This is a genomic window from Micromonospora sp. CA-248260 (assembly GCF_050942205.1).
GTDB classification, from domain to species: domain Bacteria; phylum Actinomycetota; class Actinomycetes; order Mycobacteriales; family Micromonosporaceae; genus Micromonospora; species Micromonospora antibiotica.
In genome coordinates this window covers 4591453-4612976 of the sequence record NZ_CP192021.1, presented here as the reverse complement: position 1 = coordinate 4612976, position 21524 = coordinate 4591453, and the positions used below count along the sequence as shown (strand labels likewise).

Genomic DNA, 21524 nt, shown 5'->3' with positions numbered 1-21524 from the left:
GCGCTGATCGGTCGAGCATGGTCGCGATGGGCGATAACGTCGGAGCGTGTTCGCGTGGTCCGAATTCTGCCGCACGGGTCAGCTTGATCGCCATCAATGTCTTAGTCGTATTCGACCGCGCGGGACGCCGGATGGGCCCGTGTTCGGCCGACCCTGGCGCTCACCCCTGGTGACTAGCGGTGGTCACCAGTGGTGAGAGATGCATCACACAGGGTTCGTGGTCACCGTGACCTCGGCACCGTCGCACGGTGAACGGCCGGCGCGGCGACCCCCTGACGCCGCGCCGGCCGGTGCGGGCCCGACGGTGCCCGACCGACCGTTGGTCGGCCCGCCCGCGACCTACCCGTCCAGGTGTCCGGTGGTGGCCAGCCGGTGGTACCAGTGGGCGCTGTCCTTCCAGAGGCGTTCCTGGGTGTCGTAGTCGACGCGGATGATGCCGAAGCGGCGGTCGTAGCCGTAGCCCCACTCGAAGTTGTCCAGCAGCGACCAGACGAAGTAACCCCGCACGTCCACGCCCTGCGCGCGGGCGTCGGCCACCGCGCCGATGTGCCGGCGCAGGTAGTCGATGCGCCGGTCGTCGTGGACCCGCCCGTCCGCCGCGACCACGTCGTCGAACGCCGCGCCGTTCTCGGTGATCATCAACGGTTGACCCGGGTAGTCGTGCCGCAGCCGCAGCAGCAGCTCGGTGAAGGCCGGCGGGTCGATGTTCCACCCCATCGCCGTGTACGGGCCGGGCTGCGGCAGGAAGTCGACGTCCTCGGCACCCACCCACGGCGAGTGGGTCGACGCGCCGTGCCCGTCGGCATCGGAGCGGGCCGAGTGTCCGTCCCAGGCGCGCACCAGGGTGCTGGAGTAGTAGTTGACCCCGAGCACGTCCAACGGCACCGCGATCAGCTTCTCGTCACCGGAGCGCACGAACGACCAGTCGGTGACGGCGGCGGTGTCGGCCAGCAGGTCGGCCGGGTACGCCCCGTCCAGCATCGGGCCGAGGAACGCCCGGTTCGCCAACGCGTCGATCCGCCGGACCGCGTCGCGGTCGGCATCCGACCCGGACGCGCCCCGCACGACGTGCAGGTTGAGCGTCACCGACAGCTCGGCGCTCGGCACCAGCTCCCGCACCACCCGCCCGGCCAGGCCGTGCGCGAGGTTGAGGTGGTGCACCGCCGCCAGCGCCGCCGCCGGTTCGGTGCGACCGGGCGCGTGCACGCCGGAGCCGTACCCCAGGTAGGCCGAGCACCACGGTTCGTTGAGCGTGGTCCAGGTGTGCACCCGGTCGCCGAGCGCGCCGACGATCGCCGAGGCGTACTCCTCGAAGCGCAGCGCCGTGTCCCGCGCCGGCCACCCGCCGGCGTCCTCCAGCTCCTGCGGCAGGTCCCAGTGGTACATGGTGGCGACCGGCCGGATGCCGCGCTCCAACAGGCCGTCAACCAGCCGCGCGTAGAAGTCCAGGCCGGCGGGGTTGAACCGGCCGGAACCGCCCGGCTGCACCCGGGGCCAGGAGATCGAGAAACGGTACGCGGACAACCCCAGCCCGGCGATGTGGTCGAGGTCCTGCGGCCACCGGTGGTAGTGGTCGGCGGCCACGTCGCCGGTGTCGCCGTTCAACGTACGCCCGGGGGTGTGGCTGTAGGTGTCCCAGATGGACCGCCCCCGGCCGTCCTCGGTGGCCGCGCCCTCGATCTGGTACGCCGCCGTGGCCGACCCCCAGACGAAGCTCTCCGGGAAGTTGCGTGCCGTCATCGTCCCGCCCTCTCCGCGCCGACCACCACGCAGTGGTAGGCCGACGATTCGCCCGCCACCAGCTCGGCGGTGGCCACCCCGTCACGGAAACCCACCTCGAACTGCGCACCCGGGCCCCCGTCGGGCGACGGGATGCGCACCCGGTGCCGCTGCCCCTCGGCCGGCGCGTAGAGCCGCAGCTGCACCCCGTCGGCCCAGTCGTAGTCGGGCCGGTCGCAGCGCGCCCCGAACCCGATGACCGCGCCGGGGCGGGCGAGCACCGGCAGACTGTCGTACTCGTGTTTCTCGGTCACCCACGCCGGGCCGGTGAGCTGCGCGCCGGTGACCAGGTGGGTCCAGGTGCCGGCGGGTACGTAGAAGGTGACCTGCCCGTCGGCGCTGAGCACCGGTGCGACCAGCACGTCCGGGCCGAGCATGTACTGCCGGTCGAGGTGCGCCACGGCCGGATCGTCCGGGAACTCCACGATCATCGGGCGCATCATCGGGATGCCGTCGCGGTGCGCCTCCTCGGCCGTCGCCGCCAGGTACGGCATGAGGCCGAGCTTGAGCCGGGTGAAGTGGCGCAGCACCTCCACGGCCTCCTCGTCGTACGCCCACGGCACCCGGTACGAGCCGGAGCCGTGCAACCGCGAGTGCGACGACAGCAGGCCGAACGCGATCCACCGCTTGAACACCGCCGGGTCGGGGGTGCCCTCGAAGCCGCCGATGTCGTGACTCCAGTAGCCGAAGCCGGATGACGCCAGGGACAGCCCGCCGCGCAGCGACTCGGCCATCGCGACGAACGTCGACTCGCAGTCGCCGCCCCAGTGCACCGGGAACTGCTGGCCGCCGGTGGTGGCGGAGCGGGCGAACACCACCGCCTCACCCTCGCCGCGTTCGGTCTCCAGCAGCTCGAAGACCGCCCGGTTGTAGAGGTAGGAGTAGTAGTTGTGCATGCGCTGCGGGTCCGACCCGTCGTGCCACACCACGTCGGTCGGGATGCGCTCGCCGAAGTCGGTCTTGAAGCAGTCGACGCCCATGTCCAGCAGCGACTTGAGCTTGCCGGTGAACCAGGCCACCGCGTCGGGGTTGGTGAAGTCGACGAGCGCCATGCCGGCCTGCCACTTGTCCCACTGCCACACCGACCCGTCCGGGTTGCGTACCAGGTAACCGGCCTCGCGGCCCTCCTCGAACAGGTACGACCGCTGCGCGATGTACGGGTTGATCCACACACAGACCTTCAGGCCCCGCTCGTGCAGCCGGCGCAGCATCCCCTCCGGGTCGGGGAAGGTCGCCGGGTCCCACACGAAGTCGACCCAGTGGAACTGGCGCATCCAGAAGCAGTCGAAATGGAACACCGACAGCGGCAGGTCCCGTTCGGCCATCCCGTCGACGAACTCGGTCACCGTCTTCTCGTCGTACGACGTGGTGAACGAGGTGGACAGCCACAGCCCGTACGACCAAGCGGGCACCCGGGCGGGTCGGCCGGTCAGCGCCGTGTAGCGGCGCAGCACGTCCTTCGGGGTGGGCCCGTCGATGACGTGGTAGGTGAGCGACTGGCCTTCGACGCTGAACTGGGTCTGCGCGACGACCTCCGAACCGACCTCGAACGACACGTGCTCCGGGTGGTCCACGAACACCCCGTAGCCGGCGCTGCTGAGATAGAACGGCACGTTCTTGTACGCCTGCTCGCTGGCGGTGCCGCCGTCGGCGTTCCAGATGTCGACCGTCTGACCGTTCTTCACGAACGGGCCGAACCGTTCGCCCAACCCGTACACCGTCTCGCCGACGCCGAGCGCGAGCCGTTCGTGCACGTACCGGCGGCCCTCGCCGTCGGTGGCGATGCCGACGCTGCGTGCGGTGGACGCGGTGACCAGCCGGTCGCCGTGCCGGAACTCGACCCGCCAGCCGTCGACCAGCGCGACCCGGACGGTCAGCTCTCCGGTGGTCAGCGACGCGCTGAGTCCGGTGATGTCGACGGTGACCGGGTGGGTGTGGTCGGTGCTGACCCCGAAGTGGGGTTCGCGGGGCAGCCCGCCGCTGTGGTGGCCGATGGTGACCCCGATGACGCCGGGCGCGGGGGAGAAGAAGCGGACGGTGACGACGGGCCGGTTCAGCGTGTCGCCCCGGCCGTTGATCTGCCCGGACGGGGCGAAGACGGTGAAGCCGCGCTCGTCCGGCTCGACCGATTCGACCGTGCCGGGGCGCAGCACGCTGACCCCCGGACGCAGTTGCCAGTACCCGTCGGTGAACTTCACTTCTCGGCTCCTGCCGTGATGCCGCGCGCGAGGGTGCGCTGGAAGATGAGGAAGAACAGGATGGCCGGCACCAGGCTGATCAGCGCACCGGCGTTGGTCGTCGGGGCGTCCATCAGCCGGTCGCCCTGCAACGATGCGAGGGCGACCGGGATGGTCTGGGTCTGGTTGTCGATCAACATGACCAGCGGGATGAGGAACTCGTTCCAGGTCCAGATGAAGAAGAAGATGAGCAGGACGGCGAGGGTGGGCCGCAGGTTGGGAAAGACCACCCGCCACAGCACCGTCCACTTCCCGGCGCCGTCGAGCGCCGCGGCCTCCAGCAGCGCCCGGGGGAACGTGCCCAGCACCGAGGCGAGCAGGTACGTGCCGAACGCGCTCTGGATGACGGTGAAGATGATGATCACCGACAGTCGGGTGTTGTAGAGGCCGATCTCCTTGGCGACGTAGTACAGCGGATAGATCAACGCCTCCTGCGGCAGCATGTTGGCCAGCAGGAACAGCCCGACGATCCACAGCCGGCCGCGGACCCGGCCGATGCCCAGGGCGTACGCGTTGAGCAGCGACACGACGACGCCGAACACCGCCACCGAACCGGCGATGAGCGTCGAGTTCCACAGCTTGAGCGGGAAGTTCACCGCGGACCAGTACGTCCGCAGGCCCTGGGTGTAGAACTCCGTCGGCCAGCTCAACGGGCCGCCCGACGAGTAGTCGCCGGGCGACTTGAACGCGTTGAGCAGCATGAACGCGAACGGCACCAGCATGACCAGCGCGCCGACGGTGACGCCGGCGAGCACCACCCAGCGGCTGAGGCCCCGGTGGTGCCGGTCGCGCACCTTCGGGCGGAGGGGGACCTTGGTGATCGTCACGGTCATCTCAGATCCCCCGGTCCCGGCGTTCGCTGCGGGCCTGCACCCCGATGAAGACCACGGCCACCACCACGATTATCACGGTGAGTACGGTGGAGATCGCCGAGCCGTATCCGACCTGGAGCTTCTTGAAGAACGTGTAGTAGGCGAAGTACGACGGCACGTTGGTGGCGTTCTCCGGGCCGCCCCGGGTCAGCGCGTAGATCGGCCCGAACACCTTCAGAGCGGCGATGGTGCAGGTCAGGGCGACCACGAAGGTCTCCGGCCGGATCTGCGCCAGGGTGATCGCCCGGAACCGGTGCAGCCAGTTCGCCCCGTCGACCTCGGCCGCCTCGTACAGCTCCGGGTCGACCCGCTGCAACGCCGCCATGAACACGACCACCGGGTAGCCGATCTGCACCCAGATCATCACCGCCATCACCGCCGGCAGCGCGGTGTCCGGGTCGCCCAACCAGTCGTGGCGCAGCGCCCCGAGACCGATCGCGTCGAGCGTGCTGTTGAACGCGCCGTCGGGGCGCAGGATCCAGCCCCAGACGATGCCGGCGACCACCACGGGCAGCACCTGCGGCAGATAGAACGCGGCCCGCAACGCCGCCGCCGTCCGGGGCCGGAACCGCCGCCCGACGACGTCGAAGAGCACCGAGGCGAGCAGCAGCCCGACCAGGGTCGGCACCACCACCATCGCGACGATCATCGCCACGGTATTGCGGAACGACGCCCAGAACACCTCGTCGTGCAGCAACCGCTGGTAGTTGTCCAGCCCGACGAAGGTGGGGTCGCCGACGCCTGACCACCGGGTCAGCGACAGGTAGCCGGTGCCGACCAGTGGCACGCCGATGACCAGGATGAACAGCGCCGCTCCGGGGAGCAGGTAGAGCCAGTACGCCGCGTCTCGGCCACGCGGTCGACGGCGGGACGCAGGCGTGGGGGTGGGGGTGGGGGTCGCCGCCGGTGGTGTGCCGGCGACGGTGTCGGGGACTGCCATGCAGGATCCTTCCCGGCGGGGCGGGCGGGCGTGCCGGTCGTACCGGGCACGCCCGCCGCTCGCCGTGTCACTTGCCGGTGATCTCCTTGACGCCGTCGGCGTACGGCTTGGCGATCGTGTCGAGCACCTGGTCGGGGGACTTGGATCCGTTGATCAGCGCCTGGAACCCGCCGACCAGCACGTCGTAGTAGCCGGGCACCGGCCAGTCCGGGTAGAAGGCCAGGCCGTCCTGCTTGCTGACCGTGTTGAAGTCCTCGATCAGCTTGCGGTCCTTCGGGTCGGTGATCTTCGCGGGGTCACCGGCCACCGGGATGCCACCGTTGTTGCCGATCAGGTCCTGGACCTCAGGGCGCAGGGTGATGTCGATGAAGTCGTACGCCAGGCTCTTGGCCTTGCTGTTGGTCGGGACGACCCAGATGTTGCCGGACGAGCCGGCGTTGAGGGTGTTGCCCGGGAACAGGAAGGTGTCCCAGTTGGCCTTCATCTCGGCCTTGAACCGGCCGTACCACCAGCTGCCCGAGACGATCATCGGGGTCTTGCCCGCGATGAAGGCGGTGCCCATGTCCTCGGCCTTGAGGCTCGACGAGTCCTTGGCGACGTAGCCCTTGCGCACCCAGTCGGCGAAGGTGTCCGCACCGTACTTCAGCGGGTCGGCGCGGAAGTCGACCGGGTTCTTGTAGAGCTGGTAGTTGTCGACGAACTGCCGGTCGGCCTTTGCCAGGGCCAACTGGTAGAACAGCTGCCCGGCCGGGTATTCCGCGCCGGCCATGCCCAGCGGGGTGATGCCCTTGCCGACGAAGGTGTCCATCGCGGCGGTCAGCTCCGCCATGGTGGTGGGCACCGTGACGCCGTTACGGTCGAACAGGTCCTTGTTGTAGTAGACCGTGACGTACTCCCCGTAGTTCGGCACGCCGAACCAGTTGCCCGAGCCCATCACGCCCTTGTCGCTGTACCGCGCGGTGGTCTGGAGGCTGGGGCTGAGCTTGCCGGCCCAACCGCGCTTCTCGGCCTCGCCGCTGAGGTCGGTGAGCAGTCCCTGCGACGACAGCAGGCCGGCCGTCGCGTTGCCCTTGTTGTACTCCATGATGTCCGGACCCTCGGACGAGTTGATGATCATGCCGGCGTTCTGCTGGATCTGCTCGAACGCCTTGCGCTCGAAGCGCACCTCGACGCCCGGGTGTTCGGTCTTGAAGATCTCGATGGCCTTGTCCCAGCCGACCCCCATCGCGCTGTTCTCGCCCTCGTAGTGCCAGAGCTTGAGGGTCTTGGCCCCGCTGTCGTCACCGCTGTCGTCGCCCCCGCAGGCGGCCACGGTGGTCGTCGCGGTCGCCGCCAGGGCGATCGCGGCGACGATCCGGCGGAATCGCTGCATTGCTATCCTCCTCGTTGAGTATCGAGCCCGGTACTTCACTGGGTCCGTCGTCGCGTTGCCGCGCGGCGACGGGCCGTTTTACCTGGTCAACCCCCATCGGGGTGACGGCTTCGTGGTGCTGCGGTCGATCCCCGGATCTCCAGCGCGCACGGCAGCAACTGCTGGTGGCGCTCGTCACCGGCCCCGTCCAGGTGGCGCACCAGGGCCTCGACCGCGATCCGGCCCAGCGCCGAACCGGGTGACGTCATCGCGGTCAGCGCCGGGGTGGCCAGCTCGGCGACCTGCGGCGAGGTGACCATCGAGACGACCGACACGTCGTCGGGCACGGCCAGCCCCCGCCCGGTCAGCTCGCCGAGGATGCCGAAGACCGCCGTCTCGTTCATCGCCAGCACGGCCGTCAGGCCCGGCGTCCGTGTGATGGCGGCGGCCAACGCGGCCCGGCCACCGGCGGCGCTGTCCTGCGCCGGGATCATGACCGGTTCCAGGCCGTGGCCGGTCATCGCCGTGACGAAGGCGTCCCGGGTCCGCAGCGCCGGCCCGTAACCGCTGGCCAGGGTCTCGGCCGAGTGGTTGACGTAGACGATCTGCCGGTGCCCCAGGCCGACCAGGTACGCCACGGCCTCCCGTACGGTCTGCTCGAAGTCGATGTCGACGTAGGAGAGCCCGGCGGTGTCCCCGGTGCGCCCGATCAGCACCAGCGGCACCCCGGCCTGCTGGAGCGCGCCGACCCGCTCGTCGGCGAGCTGCACCTCCATCAGCACGACGCCGTCGAACATCCGCTGGCTGGCCAGCCGACGCAGCCCGTCGAGGTCGCCGCCCCCGCCGACGGGTGACAGCACCAGGTGGTAGCCGACGGCGCTGGCCGCCGCGGCGGCCCCGGTGACGAACGCCGTCTCGGTCGCCCCGAGGCCGCGCTCGTCCATCGGCAGCAGCAGGCCCAGGATCCGGCTGCGTCGACTGGCCAGACCCCGGGCCATGGCGTTGGGCTGGTAGTCGAGCTGGGCCATGGCGGCGAGCACCTTCGCCCGGGTGCCCTGGGAGATCGGCCGGGCTCCGGTGAGCACGTAGGAGACGGTGCTGACCGAGACCTGCGCCAGGCGGGCGACGTCCTGCATGGTGGCCACCGCGCACCTCCTCCGGGCAGGCAGGGAACCGTGTTCGCCGGCTCGTCGAAGCGGTTCGACGAAGCGGTTCGACAGACGCTAGACCCGGTGTTACGGCGACGTCAATAGCCGATGTCGGAAGCGGTCAGCTCGGCACTTCCCGCCTGTGTCGCCCGCCCGGTGGTCGGCCGCGTCCTCCCGCGTCGACGCCGGGTGGCCTGGGACGGCGCCCCGGCCACCCGGCGCCGGCGGTGACCGGACGCCGGCGCAGCGGCGGCACACCCGCAAAGTTCCGCTACCCGAGAACCAGCTGTCCCAGTTCCTGGGTGCATCGGGTGAGCGCGACGTAGAGGGCGTTCCAGCCGCGCGGCCCGGCGGCGATGCCCTGGGGATCGACGAGGAGCGCCGCATCCCATTCCAGACCCTTGGACTGCACCGCGGTGAGCACCGGGACGTCAGCCAGTACGGCGTGGAGTTCGGCGATGCGGTCGGCGGGGGCGATGACGCCCACCGTGCCGCCGTGCCACCGCTGCTGCAACTGTCGCACCGCCCGGGCGGCGGTGTCGGCAAGCTCCGCAGGGGCGACCGTGCGGACCCAGGGGTCGATGCCGCAGGAACGCACCGCCCGGGGCGGGGAGTTGTGGCTACCGGCCCGCCTCAGGACGGGCCCGGTGAGGTCCATGACCTCGCGCGGGGTGCGGTAACAGATGGTCAGCTCCGCAGCGGTCCACCGCTGTCCGAAAGCCGCCTGCACCGCCTGTGCCCAGGTGGTGTGCCGGTGCGCCGCCTCCGTCTGATCGATGTCGCCGACCGCCGTGACGGAACGGCTGGGACAACGCCGCAGCACCATCTGCCACTGCATCTCGGACAGCTCCTGCGCCTCGTCGATGACGACGTGGCCGTACACCCAGCCGCGCTGCCGGCGAGCGTGGTCGGCGACGAACTCGCCCTGCGGCGGCGGGGCTTCGATCTCGCCCAGCAGGTCGGCGACCGCGTCGAGCAGGGGGATGTCGCTCGAAGCCCACGGCGCGGGCTCCGTCGCGACGGCGGTGATCTCCGCCGCGGACAACTGGGGGGCGAAGCGGGCGAGCAGGGCGCGGTCGGTCACCAGACCCCTCAACAGGTCTTCGGTGTCGAGGGTGGGCCACCATGCCTCGACGAACCGGGCGATGCTCGCGTTCTCCGCGATACGACCACGGAGGGCGTCGATCTCTTCCTCGGAGAGCAGCCCGTCGACGTCACTGCCGGTGGGCCCACCGGCGGACCGGTGGTCGTGCTGCATGCTCCGGTCGACGCGGGCGAGGATGTCCTCGAAGCCCTCGTCCATCGCGTTCACCAGCGCCTCGCGTTGATCGACGACGGCTTCGGTCAGGAGGTGGTGCAGCTGCTCGGCGCACGCCTCGCGGGCCCGGTGATAGGGGCGTCCCCGCACCGAGGCGAGCATCTGGGCGACCGTCCCGGCGGGGATGGCGTAGAACTCGCCCTCCCAGCGCAGCGTCAACTCGCGGGGGCGCGGGAACAGCGAGCCGACGTAGTTCTCGAGCGCGGCCTGCCAGAGGGCACGGCCCTTGATCTCGGCGAGGGTCCGGCTCTCGTCGCGGCCCACGCGGATGTCGGGCAGCAGGGTGTCGCAGGTCGCCGAGACGACGGCGGTCTCACCGAGGGCGGGCAGCACCTGGGCGATGTACTGGAGGAACCGCGGCGAGGGACCGAGGACCAGGACCGCCTGGTCGGCCATTGCCGAGTGGGCGAACAGCAGGTAGGCGACGCGGTGCAGGGCCACCACGGTCTTGCCGGTGCCGGGACCGCCCTGCACGATCAGCGGGCCGGTCGCCTCCGCCCGGATGATGTCGTCCTGTTCGCGTTGCAGCGTGGAGATCGCCGCCGACATGTGACCGGTGCGCCGCTGGTCCAGGGCGGCCAGCAGCGCCCCCTCACCGACGAGTTCCGCTGTCATGGTCCCGTCCAGCGGCTCGTCGTCCACCCCGACGACCACCGGTCCCGTCGTGCGGATGTGCCGCCGTCGTGCCTGCCCCTGCGGGTCGACAGCGGTCGCGGTGTAGAACGGCCGGGCCGCGGGAGCGCGCCAGTCCAGCAGCAGCGGCTCACCGTCCTCGTCGTCGTTGCGCAGGCCGACCCGGCCGACGTGCCGCACGGTGCCGTCAAGACCGTCGAGGCGGCCGAAGACCAACCGTTCCTGCGCTCGCCGCAACTGCTCGTACTGCTGGCGGAGCATGCGCAGCCGCGCCCGTTCCAACACGTCCAGGGCAGCTGAGGAAAGCTCGGCCTGTAGGTGGTCGACAAGACCGTCGCGCCGCGCCACGGCCGAGTCGAGGAACTCCTGCTCCTCGGCGACTGCGGCTCGGCGCGCGGCCTCCGCTGCGGGGGAGGTTGGTGCTCCACTGCGGGTAATTGCCGTGGTGACGTCAGCGATGCCATTGCCCAGAGCAGATTTCCGACGCATTCGCAGATCCTCGGACTGGTTCTTCTCCTGCCACCCGACCGGCCGCAGGTATTTCGGCGACAAGCATAGGGTCGCGGTCTCGTCGGCGTGCCGTGAAATCGGCGGCGGAGACAAGCGTCTCAATACCTCACAGTTTCTTGCCGATTGTGGCCTCATCCCATCTGGACGGGTCGTGCCGCCCCTTTCGCGGGCGGGTGCCGGTGGCGGGATCCCTGCGTGGGTGGTCGTCGACGACGTGGTGCGGGCCCGCCGGGCCGGCCCGGCGCGACCCCCTCGGCGTCGGCTGTCGAGGAGGGGCGACCGACGGGGGCCGGCGGCCACAGGCGTTGACATGCTTCGATGCCTGCGTTAACTTCTGGGAAAACACGAATGCAATGATCTCGACATTTTTGTCGACGTCCCGCCGCGTCGGCATCACGCTGCCCGACGCCCGACCCAGGGAACTGTCGTGACCACTTCGCTCGCCTCCGTACAGAATCCGTCCACCCTCCGCCGACTGGCGTTGATCTCCCTGTCGGTCGTGCTGGTGGTCGCCGGCATCGTTCAGGGATCGCCGTCGGCGTCGACGGCCGCACCGAGGGTCGCGGCGACGCCCACCACGCCGCCCGGGTCCTACCCTGGCCCGGGTCGGGTGACCGGGGACGTCGGGGTGCACGACCCGACGGTCGTGATCCGCCCCGGTGGTGGTTACCTGCTGGCGCACACCGGTGACAACATCGCGCTGAAGACCTCCGGTGATCGGGTCGCGTTCCGTAACGCGGGTGTGGTGTTCCCCGGCGGTGCGCCGTGGACGACGACGTACACCGGGGGCAGTCGCAATCTGTGGGCGCCGGATCTGTCCTACCGTGACGGTCGGTACTGGTTGTACTACTCGGCCTCGACGTTCGGGTCGAACCGGTCGGGGATCTTCCTTGCCACGAGCACCACCGGGGCGTCGGGCAGTTGGACCAACCAGGGTCTGGTGATCGAGTCCCGGACGTCGGACGACTTCAACGCCATCGATCCCAATCTGGTGGTCGACGCTTCCGGCAGGTGGCGGTTGAGCTTCGGGTCGTTCTGGTCCGGTATCAAGATGGTGTCGTTGAATCCGGTGACCGGGAAACGCGCCGACACGACCGTGCGGAGCATCGCGGGCCGTAACGGGGGTGCCATCGAGGCGCCGGTGATCGTGCGGCACGGCGCCTACTACTACCTGTGGGTGTCGTTCGACAGGTGCTGTCAGGGGGCGGCGAGCACCTACCGGGTCATGGTGGGCAGGTCGACCTCGGTCACCGGCCCGTACGTCGACCGGAACGGGGTGGCGATGACCGCCGGTGGCGGCACCCAGGTCCTCGCCGGGCACGGCAGCACCCACGGGCCCGGCCACCAGGCGGTGTTCACCGACACCGACGCCGAAGTCCTCGTCTACCACTACTACGCCGACAACGGCACCGCACTGCTCGGCGTCAACCTGCTCGGCTACGACAACACCGGCTGGCCGTTCGTCTACTGACGGCGACCGCGATCCGACGGTGCGACCCCCGGTCAGGATGGCGACGGTCGGGGGCCGTCGTCCAGCGCGGCGGTGAGGCGGGCGGCGACCGCGGCCACGGCGGCCCGCAGTTCGGGACCCTCCTCGACGGTGAAGCCGAACGGGACGGCGGCCAGCCACTCCTGGGCGTACATCCGGGTGTTGGTCGTGCTGCCGGTCAGGACGCACCGGTCGCCGGCAGGCTCCAGGCGGCCCATCGTCGGCCGGACCCACGGTGCCACCCGCTCGTAGGGCTCGTGGAACACCACCCGGGTCGGGTACTTCCACCCGGAACCCAGGTGCGCCTCCAGGGTGGCCACGGGGTCGAGGTCGTCGGGCGGGGTGAACCGTTGCGGCAGGTGCCGCACGGCCCGGATCCGGTCGATGCGGTACGTGCGGATCGCGCCCGCCCGGTGCGAGTGGCACAGCAGGTACCAGCGGCCGAAGCGCACCACCACCGCCCACGGGTCGACCACGGCCTCCCAGGACTCGCCGCCTTCGGTCGTGTAGGTGAAGGCCACCTGGTGGTGGTCGGCCACGGCCGCCACCAGCGTGCTCGTCGTGGTGGGATCGGCGTGCGCCGACCGTCGGTCGGAGGCGGCTGCCGCGTACGCCCGCAGTGCCGCCGCCTGCCGTCCGACGCTGTCGGGCAGCGCCCGGATGAGTTTGCTGAGCGCGGACCCGACCAGGCCGTCGGCGTCGATCGCGGCAGGTTGCCCGTCGAGAACGGCCATGACCAGGCCGATGACCTGCTCCTGGGTGAAGACGACGGCCGGCAGCCGGGCGCCCCGGCCGAGGCGGTAGCCGCCGTAGGGCCCCCGGGCGGACTCGACCGGGATGCCCGCCTCGCGGAGGATCCCGACATAGCGGCGCGCGGCGCGTTCGGTCACGCCGAGACCGGCGGCCAGCTCCTCGGCGGTCGTGCCCGGGCGGTCCCGCAGGATGTCGAGCGTCCGCAGGGCACGGGCGGTGGGGCTGACGGCATTCTCCACCCACCGGACGGTACCGGAAGTGGAACGTCCGGAATCGACGCTACGTTGTCGTCATGACTGATGAACAGATCGTGCTCGTCGGCGGCCTGTGGCTCGACGCCTCGGCGTGGGACGGCGTCGTCGCCGAGTTGACCCGGGTGGGGCGACACGCGGTGGCGGTGGACCTGCCGGGCCAGGGCGACGGGAACACGGCGGCGACGCTCGACGACCAGGTTGCCGCGGTGCTGGCCGTCGTGGACGCGGCACCGGCCGGGTCGGTGGTGGTGGGGCACTCGGCCTCCTGCGCCCTGGCCTGGTTGATCGCCGACGCGCGGCCCTCGACGGTCGCCCGGGTCGTGCTGATCGGCGGTTTCCCGCAGGCCGACGGGGACCTGTACGCCGACTTCTTCCCGATCGAGGACGGGGCGATGCCGTTCCCCGGCTGGGCGCCCTTCGAGGGCGCGGACGCGGCCGACCTCGACGAACGGGCGCGGGCGGAATTCCTGGCCACCGCCATCCCGGTGCCCGAGGGCGTCGCCCGGGGGACAGTCCGGCTGACCGATGCGCGGCGCTTCGACGTGCCTGTCGTCCTGGTGTGCCCCGAGTTCACCCCGGAGCAGGCCCAGGCGATGCTCGACGGGGGTGACCTGCCCGAACTCGCCAAGGCCCGGAAGGTCGACCTGGTCGACATCGACTCCGGGCACTGGCCGATGCTGAGCAGGCCGGTCGAGTTGGCCCGCATCCTGGCCGACCTCTGACGGACCCGGCAACAGGTCGACGACTCCGATCTCGGCGACGACGACACGGCGGTACCGGGCGACGGTGAACGGGGGCGCACCGGCACGGTCGGGGACGTGCCTCGGGGCAGCGGCGGCTACCTCGCCCGTGGTGGGTGGGGTAGCCGTGCCGTGCCTCCCGGGCCGGGCGTGACCGGGCGGAGTGCGGTGGCCGGGGGCGGATCACGGTCTTCCGGCCGGGCCCGGCTAGCGGGTCGCGTCGGCGGCCTCCCGGATGAGATCGGCCAGCATGGCGGCCTCCGGGATGGCCACCGTGTGCGAACCTCCGGGAATCTCCACCGTCCGCCGGGAGCCCGCCCGTTCGGCCATGAACCGGTGGGCCGCGACCGGGATGTTGAGATCCTCGCTGCCGAAGAGGAACCAGGACGGCAGCGACTGCCAGGCGGGCTCGCCGGAGGGCTCACCCAGGGCCGCCTCGGTGATCGGCCGCTGGGTCACCGCCATCACGGCGGCCTGCGCCGTCGTCGAGTCGGCGGCGAACTGCTGGTGGTAGCGGTCCTGCCGGATGTAGAGGTCGGTCGCCCCGCCCGGGAGCGTGACGGGGGCCAGCGTCTCACCCAGGGAGCTGCCGGGGAACCGACCGGCCAGGTCGGCGGCGCTCTCGCCGGCGAGGGGGGCGAAGGCCCCGACGTAGACCAGCGCGGTCACGCCGGCACCCGCCGCCGGCACGTTCGAGATCACCATTCCGCCGTACGAGTGGCCGACGAGGACGACCGGCCCGTCGATCCCGGTGAGCACCGCGCGTAGGTGGTCGGCGTCGTGCCGGACGCCGCGCAGCGGGTTGGCCACGGCCACCGCGGGGTAGCCGTCGTCGCGCAGTGCGGTGATCACCCCGGCCCAACTCGCCGATTCGGCGAAGGCGCCGTGGACGAGGACGACCGTCGGCCGGCCGGGCTGTGCGGTGGTGAGGGACATCGTCGGGTTCCTCCGGATAGTGGGCCGGGTGCCGGCTTCATTCTCGGACCACGGGCGTACCCCGGCGTGCGTCGACCGACCGGCTCACCCGGCCGGGTAACCGGGGTGAGGCGCCGACGGATGAGTCCGGGTACCGTAGCGGCGAGTCGAGAGGAACACGCCGTGGCCGATCAGCCCAAGCTCCTCGCCGCGACCGCGGTGGGTGTCACTACGACGGTGCCGCCGAGCGGCCCGGGTTGCGTCGAGTGTGAGTCCTCCGGTGGGTGGTGGTTCCACCTGCGCCGCTGCGCGTCCTGCGGCCAGGTCGGCTGCTGCGACTCCTCGCCGGGCCAGCATGCGACGGCGCACGCGGCCGCGACGGGGCATCCGGTGGTACGCAGTTTCGAACCCGGCGAGTCGTGGTTCTGGGACTACTCCGACGATCAGTTCTATGCCGCGGGTCCGGAGCTGGCCGGGCCGCAATCGCGTCCGCTCGACCAGCCCGCCCCCGGCCCCGAGGGTCGGGTGCCGGAGGACTGGAAGCGCCGGCTGCACTGACTGTGCGCATGCCGGGGTCGGCGGGTTTGGCGCTCCGGCCCGCCGGGCAGCACACCGCAATGGCCACCGCCGATGAGCCTGCTGTCACCGAGTTCCGCCGTTCCCGGGGTCGTGAGGTCGGTTTCCTGGCCACCGCGCTCCCTGCGCTGGCGGTGGTGCAGGCGGTCGTCAACCTGGCCTCCGGCGACCCGTGGTGGGACGGGCTGTGGCTGCCGCTGACGTGGTTTCTGCTCCTCGGGTTCTCCCGGGGGGTGGTCCGTCCGCCGTCCGCCGGTCACCAGCCGCGGCTGCCCCTGCGGCTCACCGCGGACCACCTCCAGGTGGCGGGTCCGGGTGAGCGCACCCTGGCCATCGAGTGGTCGAACGTCGCGCGTGCCGAGATCAGCGGACGGTGGTACCCGGTCCTGGTGATCGAGCCGGCCGACCCGGACCGGACCCGCCCCCCGCTCGCCCGGTGGGAGTGGGCGACGTACGGGCAGAGCCGGCCGTACGAGATCCGGCTCCCGCTGGTCTACCTGAGCCCCGGCCGTGACCAGCTGCGGCGCGAACTGGCCCGCCGCCTTCCCGCCTGACGTTCCGACGTCACCGGCCGACCATCGTGCGGCTCACCAGCGTCAATGGCTCGGGCCTGAGCCCCGGAGTGTGTTCTCGGTTAGCAATATTGGTGAAGATGAATTGCGTGGACGGTCTCCCGAATTGCGTTCAAGCCTAGGCGCGACTTTCCGAAATGTGTAGAGTGAGCGCAGCGCCGCCCCGGTCGCCGTTCCGCCGCCCGGGGCACGAACAGCTCGGGGCAGGCCGGGGAGGGCCCGCCGGTGGCGGGGCGACTTTCCCGATGACTGTGCGGGCAGGAGCGGGCTGAGGCCATCCGATCAGGCAACCGTCCTCGGGTGCGTGCTGTGCGGGCGTCCACACAGGACAGTTTTGCCCCTGGCCTCTCCCGGTGGGTCCCGGTGAGGCGAGACGGAGGAGACGGATGTCCATCGAGGACAGTGCGTTACGGTCCCGGCGCGGCTTTCTGGGAATGGGGGTGGGGCTGCTCGGTGCGGCCGGCCTGGCCGCCTGCGGAGGCACCGCACCGTCGACGCCCAGGGCGCAGGCCGAGGTCCCGAAGGAACTCGTCGACGCCGCGGTGGCGCTGAAGGGCTCCTCGCTGGGGATGCTGTCGCAGAAGCTGTACTCGGAGGCGGCGAACGCGGCACTCGACGCCTCGATCAGGAAGTTCGCCGACACCACCGGCACCAAGATCGGCAACAGCCTGGTCCAGGCGGACGCGGGCGACGTGGTTGCCAAGATCCACGCTGAGGTCCAGGGTGGTGTGGCGCGCGACCTCGCGTTCATGACCGACTCGCGGTTCGTCGCCCAGTTCCAGGCGCTCGGCGACCTGGAGGACGTGACGGACGTCGTCCAGGCGCTGACGGCGACGTACGGCGAACCCACCGCCGAATCCAAGAACTTCTGCGTCTTCGACGGCAGGTGGTTCGCCATCCCCTACCACTTCATCGGGATCGGGTCGTTCCTGCGCAAGGACTGGATGCGCGACGAGGGCATCACCCCCAGGGACGTCTACACCTGGGAGGAGCTGCGGGACCTGTGCCTGGCGATCTCCGACCCCGGCAAGCGGCGGTTCGGCTGGGGCATGACCGTGAACCGCTCCGGTGACGCCAACGGCATGATCGAGGCGCTGATCAACTCCTACGGCGGGGCGATCGCCTCCAACGACGGCCGGAAGGTCACCTTCGACTCTCCCGAGACGGTGCAGGCGGTGACCTTCCTCGCCGACATCTACACCAACCCCCGCTACAAGCCGATGCTGCCGCCGGGAGTGGCCGCCTGGACCGACTCCAGCAACAACGAGAACTGGCTCGCCGGCATCCTCGGCTACACCCGCAACCAGTTCAGCGTCTACGCGGACTCCAAGACCAAGAAGAACCCCGTCTACGACAACACCCACGTCTTCGCCGACTGCACCGGGCCGGCCACCGACAAGTCCCTGCTGCTCGGCCAGTCCCAGGGCTTCGTCATCTTCAAGGGCGCCAAGAACGCCGCCCTGGCCAAGCTCCTGACGCAGTACCTGGTCACCGCGCCCGCCCTCGTGGGGGTGGCGAAGGAAGCGCCCGGTCTGGCGTTGCCGGCATGGGAGAAGGTCTGGGACGCCGACCCGTTCTTCACCAGCGGCGACCCGGCCTTCCCCATCATGCGCAAGATCACCCAACAGCAGCTGCCGCTGTCGACCAAGAACGGCCTCAACTTCCCGCAGAAGGCCAGCGCGGGGCAGCAGGCCGCCGTCGGCGCCTACGTCCTCACCGACATGATGCAGCAGGTCATCCAGGGCACGCCGCCCGCGCAGGCCGTGCAGGCCGCGCACACCAAGATGGTGCAGATCTTCACCCAGCAGGGGCTGCCGCAGTGACGTCGGTCCGCCCGGCGTCCGCCCCGGCGTCCCGGGGATCCTCGCCGCCGGAATCCCGATTCCGCATCGCGACCCGACGCCGGCTGGGCCGCGACTGGCGACTGGCGGCGCTGTTCCTGGCACCCACCGCCGTGCTGGTCGGCGGCCTCGTGCTCGTGCCGATCGCCTGGTCGGTCGTGACCAGCACGACGGAACGGCACGGGCAGCAGAGCGTGTTCGTCGGTCTGGCCAACTACCTCGCCCTGGCCGACGACGAGCAGTTCCACACGGGCGTGGTGAACTCGTTCGTCTTCACCGCGTACGCCGAGGTGTTCAAGGCGGTGCTGGGGCTGGCCGCGGCCCTGCTGCTGCACCACCGACGGCGGGGACGGGCCGTGCTGGCCGGGCTGCTCCTGCTGCCGTGGGTGGTGCCGACGGTGGTCACCGCGTTCAGTTGGCGCTCGCTGCTCGACCCGATCTTCGGCAGCGTCAACCTGCTGCTCACCGAGTCGGGGATCGGGCCGCTGCTGGTCAGCGCGTACCTGGTCGACAGTTGGCCGGCGGGCTGGCTGTCCGAGCCGTCCCTGGCCATGCCGTCGGTGATCGGAGTCAACGTGTGGAAGGGGGTGCCGTTCTTCACCGTCGCCTTCCTCGCCGGACTGAAGGCCATCCCCACCGACCTGTACGAGGCGGCGACCGTCGACGGCGCCTCGCCGTGGCGGCGGTTCGTCCACGTGACGCTGCCCGGACTGCGCCACGTGATCACCGTGACGGTCACCCTGTCGTCGATCTGGACGTTCAACAACTTCGACCTCATCTGGCTGCTGACCCAGGGCGGCCCGGGCGACGCGACGGCACCGTACGTGCTGGTCGCGTACTCGAAGGCGATCCTGCAACTGCAGTACGGCGCGGGAGCGGCGGTCACCCTCGTCATGCTGCCGGTCATCGGCTCGCTGGTGTTCGTGCTGGTCCGGCTGTTACGCCGGGACTCGGGCGTGGCGCCGCCCCGACGTGCCCGCAAGCCCCGGCCGGACCGCTCGGCCCGCGCCACCCGTACGGTCCGCACCGCACTGCCGTGGGTCGTCGCGGTGGTCGCCGCCGCCCTGCTGGCCTGGGCGTCACCGCACATCTTCTGGAAGGCGGCCGTCGTCCTCGGGGTCTTCCTGCTGGTCGCGGCGGTGGTCGGCCGGGTGGTCTCGGCCCTCGGGGCCCGGGGGCGTCGCCGGGCGTCGTCGCTGGTGTCGGGGCTGGCGTCCTGGGTCGCCCTGGCCGGGCTGCTCCTGTTCGTCCTGGCCCCGCTGTACTGGATCGTCGTCACGGCCTTCAAGTCCGACGGCCAGATCGTCATGCACGACCGCGACCTGTGGCCGACGCCGTGGAGCCTGCAACAGTTCACCGACCTCTTCGCCACCAAGCCGTTCGGCCGCTGGTACCTCAACACGGTGCTGGTGTCCGTGGCGTCCACCGTGGTCGCGCTGGTCTGCGCCGCCCTCGCCGGCTACGCCCTGGCCCGGCTGCGGTTCCGGGGGGCGCAGGGCTTCACCGTCACGGTGCTGGTGACCTACGTGATGCCGGGCGCGCTGCTGTTCATCCCGCTCTACCAACTGCTCATCGGGGTGCGGCTCACCGACTCGCTGTGGTCGCTGGTCGTGACCTACCCGACCTTCACCCTGCCGTTCGCCACCTGGCTGCTGGCCGGGTACTTCGCGTCGATCCCCGTCGAGTTGGAGGAGGCCGCGCTGGTCGACGGCTGCACCCGGTTCCAGGCGTTCCTGCGGGTGATGCTGCCCCTGGCCAAGCCGGGACTGCTGGCGGTCGCATTGTTCACCCTGACCAACGCCTGGAACGAGTTCCTCTTCGCCTTCGTGTTCATCACCAAGGACGAGTACAAGACCCTCCCGGTGGGGATGCAGTCGATGATCACCGGGGACGTCGTGCCGCAGGGGCAGCTCGCCGCCGCGTCGCTGCTGGTCAGCATCCCCGTGGTGATCATGTACGCCTTCGGGCAGCGCTTCCTGACCGAGGGGCTCACCGCCGGGGCGGTGAAGGGCTGACCGGGGCGGTCGGCCCGTCCGGCCCGTCCGGCGCGGCCGGCCCGTCCGGGGCCGGTCGCCGGGAGCGCCGCCGGTCGGCCGCCCAGCAGGTCAGCAGTGTCGCGACGGCGATCAGCAGCAGGACGACCGCGAGGTTGCGGCCGTAGGGCAGCGGCAGCACCGACGGGTCGTCCGGCGGCCGGCCGACACCGAGGACGAGCGGAAACGCCACGACGGTGACCGTGGCGGCGCTGATCACGCCGGCCCGCACCACCGGCCGGTGACGTTCCGGGACCCACCGGGCGAGCAGCGCGCCGACGCCCAGCAGCCCGGCCATCCAGACGAGGTCGTGCCCGGCCAACACCCCGGCCAGGAAGAGCAGCACCCCGGCCGGCCGCAGGTCGGGGTCGGCGAGCGCGCCCACCACGGCGTACCCGATCAGCAGGGTGCCGACCGCGACGAGCGCCACCCGGGTCCTCACGACGCCTCCCGGACGGTGAGCCGACCGACCCACTTGGTCTGCAACACACCGGGCCGGTTCGGGGCGATCAACCGGGCCGGGTAGCCGTGGTCGGGGTGCAGGGGTGCCCCACCCAACCGCAGCGCGATCAGCGTCAACGGGTCACGCACGTGCGCCGCCCCGACGGTCGACGTGCGGTAGCGGCCGGCCGTCTCCAACGACTCGACGAGCACCGTCGCCCGGTCCGGGTCGACGCCCACCAACGCGACCAGGTCCCGCAGTCGTACGCCGGTCCACCGCCCGGTGGCGCTCCACCCCTCCACACAGGCGATCGGCAGCTCGCCGGTGTGCTGCGGCAGGGCGCGCAGCGCGGCGAGGTCCAGTTCGGTGCGCCGGAGGGGACCCTCGACCACCAGCCGGTACGCCGGGTCGAGCGCCTGGGCGCGTACCCCGGCACGGTCGGCGGTCCGGTTGACCGGCAGCCCCTGCGGCCCGACGTCCGGTCGACGGGGAGCGAGCACCGCCAGGGCGGACAGCGGCCGGACGGTCTGCCCGACCGTGGTCAGGGTGACCAGCCCGGCCGCGGCGGCGACCCCACCGAGCAGCCCGCGTCGGCTGAGCCGCTCCCGCGCAGACTCGGCGGTGGTCGGGCCGAGCGCAGCGCGTACCGCAGGCAACTGCACGCCGACGTGCACCAGCAGCGCACCGACCGACAACCACGCCACCCGGTAGTGCCCGGCGGTGAAGAAGAACGGCATCGGCGCGTACCAGCGGGCGACGTTGAGGACGCCGCCGATCACCTGGAACAGCGCCGCCGCGACCAGCACGGCGACGCTGGCGCGTTCGAGCGCGTGGGCGAGCGACCGGACCGGCGGCCAGCGGAACAGGTGGTGGTAGACCGACCACAGCTTGGCCCCGAGCAGCGGCACCGTGGCCAGACCGGTCGCCACGTGCAGGCCCTGGGTGAACCGGTAGAGGCCCACCGGGCGGGACGGCCACCACAACCAGCCGGGCGGGTGCTGGATCAGGTGACTGAGCAGCCCGGTGAGGAAGCAGACGGCGAACGCCACCCCGAGCGCGACGCCGAGCTGGCTAGTCAACCGGGTCGACCGTAACGGGGACGGGAAACCGTCAGGCCGCAG

General features: G+C 71.0%; 17 protein-coding genes. 6 read left to right on the top strand and 11 right to left on the bottom strand.

The features are described 5' to 3' along the window. Positions 1 to 339: 339 nt before the first annotated feature. The 7 genes from ACQP2H_RS19820 to ACQP2H_RS19790 form a co-directional block, all read right to left on the bottom strand. Positions 340 to 1740, bottom strand: a complete 1401-nt coding sequence (locus ACQP2H_RS19820; RefSeq protein WP_363820928.1) for a GH1 family beta-glucosidase — start codon at positions 1738 to 1740, stop codon at positions 340 to 342. Further along, complete coding sequence (yicI, locus tag ACQP2H_RS19815; protein ID WP_433228436.1) at positions 1737 to 3977, bottom strand: alpha-xylosidase; 2241 nt, start codon at positions 3975 to 3977, stop codon at positions 1737 to 1739. Before yicI ends, ACQP2H_RS19820 begins: the two co-directional genes overlap by 4 nt. Beyond that, positions 3974 to 4849 carry a carbohydrate ABC transporter permease gene (locus ACQP2H_RS19810; RefSeq protein WP_219463345.1) on the bottom strand — a complete coding sequence of 292 codons (876 nt, stop codon included), beginning with the start codon at positions 4847 to 4849 and terminating at the stop codon, positions 3974 to 3976. Before ACQP2H_RS19810 ends, yicI begins: the two co-directional genes overlap by 4 nt. A 1-nt stretch (position 4850) precedes the next feature. Continuing rightward, a complete protein-coding gene (locus tag ACQP2H_RS19805) occupies positions 4851 to 5828 on the bottom strand; it encodes a carbohydrate ABC transporter permease (RefSeq protein WP_433228434.1) in 978 nt (325 codons plus the stop codon). Positions 5829 to 5895: 67 nt separating this feature from the next. Continuing rightward, positions 5896 to 7200 (bottom strand): ABC transporter substrate-binding protein, encoded by a 1305-nt coding sequence (locus tag ACQP2H_RS19800; protein ID WP_357537434.1) that lies wholly within the window; start codon positions 7198 to 7200, stop codon positions 5896 to 5898. 86 nt (positions 7201 to 7286) lie between these two features. Next, on the bottom strand, positions 7287 to 8315 hold the full coding sequence (locus ACQP2H_RS19795; RefSeq protein ID WP_244252456.1) for a LacI family DNA-binding transcriptional regulator: 1029 nt from the start codon (positions 8313 to 8315) through the stop codon (positions 7287 to 7289). Positions 8316 to 8598: 283 nt separating this feature from the next. Beyond that, positions 8599 to 10767, bottom strand: a complete 2169-nt coding sequence (locus ACQP2H_RS19790; protein WP_363820916.1) for a HelD family protein — start codon at positions 10765 to 10767, stop codon at positions 8599 to 8601. Positions 10768 to 11215: 448 nt separating this feature from the next. Between ACQP2H_RS19790 and ACQP2H_RS19785 the strand changes: the two genes are divergently transcribed. Further along, entirely contained in the window at positions 11216 to 12259 is a 1044-nt protein-coding gene (locus ACQP2H_RS19785) for an arabinan endo-1,5-alpha-L-arabinosidase (RefSeq protein ID WP_433228432.1), read from the top strand. Between the two features lie 32 nt (positions 12260 to 12291). Here ACQP2H_RS19785 and ACQP2H_RS19780 read toward each other — a convergent pair whose 3' ends face one another. Beyond that, a complete protein-coding gene (locus ACQP2H_RS19780; protein ID WP_433233598.1) occupies positions 12292 to 13218 on the bottom strand; it encodes a helix-turn-helix transcriptional regulator in 927 nt (308 codons plus the stop codon). Positions 13219 to 13322: 104 nt separating this feature from the next. Between ACQP2H_RS19780 and ACQP2H_RS19775 the strand changes: the two genes are divergently transcribed. Continuing rightward, on the top strand, positions 13323 to 14006 hold the full coding sequence (locus ACQP2H_RS19775) for an alpha/beta fold hydrolase (RefSeq protein WP_208567574.1): 684 nt from the start codon (positions 13323 to 13325) through the stop codon (positions 14004 to 14006). 225 nt (positions 14007 to 14231) lie between these two features. Here the strand turns inward: ACQP2H_RS19775 and ACQP2H_RS19770 are convergent, their stop codons facing one another. Continuing rightward, positions 14232 to 14960 carry an alpha/beta fold hydrolase gene (locus ACQP2H_RS19770; RefSeq protein WP_219463333.1) on the bottom strand — a complete coding sequence of 243 codons (729 nt, stop codon included), beginning with the start codon at positions 14958 to 14960 and terminating at the stop codon, positions 14232 to 14234. Between the two features lie 162 nt (positions 14961 to 15122). Between ACQP2H_RS19770 and ACQP2H_RS19765 the strand changes: the two genes are divergently transcribed. The 4 genes from ACQP2H_RS19765 to ACQP2H_RS19750 all read left to right on the top strand — a co-directional run bounded on the left by ACQP2H_RS19765 (position 15123) and on the right by ACQP2H_RS19750 (position 19943). After that, complete coding sequence (locus ACQP2H_RS19765) at positions 15123 to 15497, top strand: UBP-type zinc finger domain-containing protein (protein WP_308290829.1); 375 nt, start codon at positions 15123 to 15125, stop codon at positions 15495 to 15497. A 59-nt stretch (positions 15498 to 15556) separates the two neighbouring features. Next, positions 15557 to 16069 carry a hypothetical protein gene (locus tag ACQP2H_RS19760; RefSeq protein ID WP_219463329.1) on the top strand — a complete coding sequence of 171 codons (513 nt, stop codon included), beginning with the start codon at positions 15557 to 15559 and terminating at the stop codon, positions 16067 to 16069. A 404-nt stretch (positions 16070 to 16473) separates the two neighbouring features. Further along, positions 16474 to 17910, top strand: coding sequence for an extracellular solute-binding protein (locus tag ACQP2H_RS19755; RefSeq protein ID WP_357537423.1), 1437 nt, complete (start codon positions 16474 to 16476; stop codon positions 17908 to 17910). Beyond that, positions 17907 to 19943, top strand: a complete 2037-nt coding sequence (locus tag ACQP2H_RS19750; RefSeq protein WP_433228429.1) for an ABC transporter permease subunit — start codon at positions 17907 to 17909, stop codon at positions 19941 to 19943. Before ACQP2H_RS19755 ends, ACQP2H_RS19750 begins: the two co-directional genes overlap by 4 nt. Here the strand turns inward: ACQP2H_RS19750 and ACQP2H_RS19745 are convergent. Both ACQP2H_RS19745 and ACQP2H_RS19740 read right to left on the bottom strand, forming a co-directional pair. Continuing rightward, positions 19918 to 20403 carry a hypothetical protein gene (locus tag ACQP2H_RS19745; RefSeq protein ID WP_433228427.1) on the bottom strand — a complete coding sequence of 162 codons (486 nt, stop codon included), beginning with the start codon at positions 20401 to 20403 and terminating at the stop codon, positions 19918 to 19920. The two genes, ACQP2H_RS19750 and ACQP2H_RS19745, sit on opposite strands and share 26 nt — an antisense overlap. Beyond that, positions 20400 to 21482, bottom strand: a complete 1083-nt coding sequence (locus tag ACQP2H_RS19740; protein ID WP_433228425.1) for a molybdopterin-dependent oxidoreductase — start codon at positions 21480 to 21482, stop codon at positions 20400 to 20402. The genes ACQP2H_RS19745 and ACQP2H_RS19740 overlap by 4 nt, the downstream gene beginning before the upstream one ends. Positions 21483 to 21524: the final 42 nt, after the last annotated feature.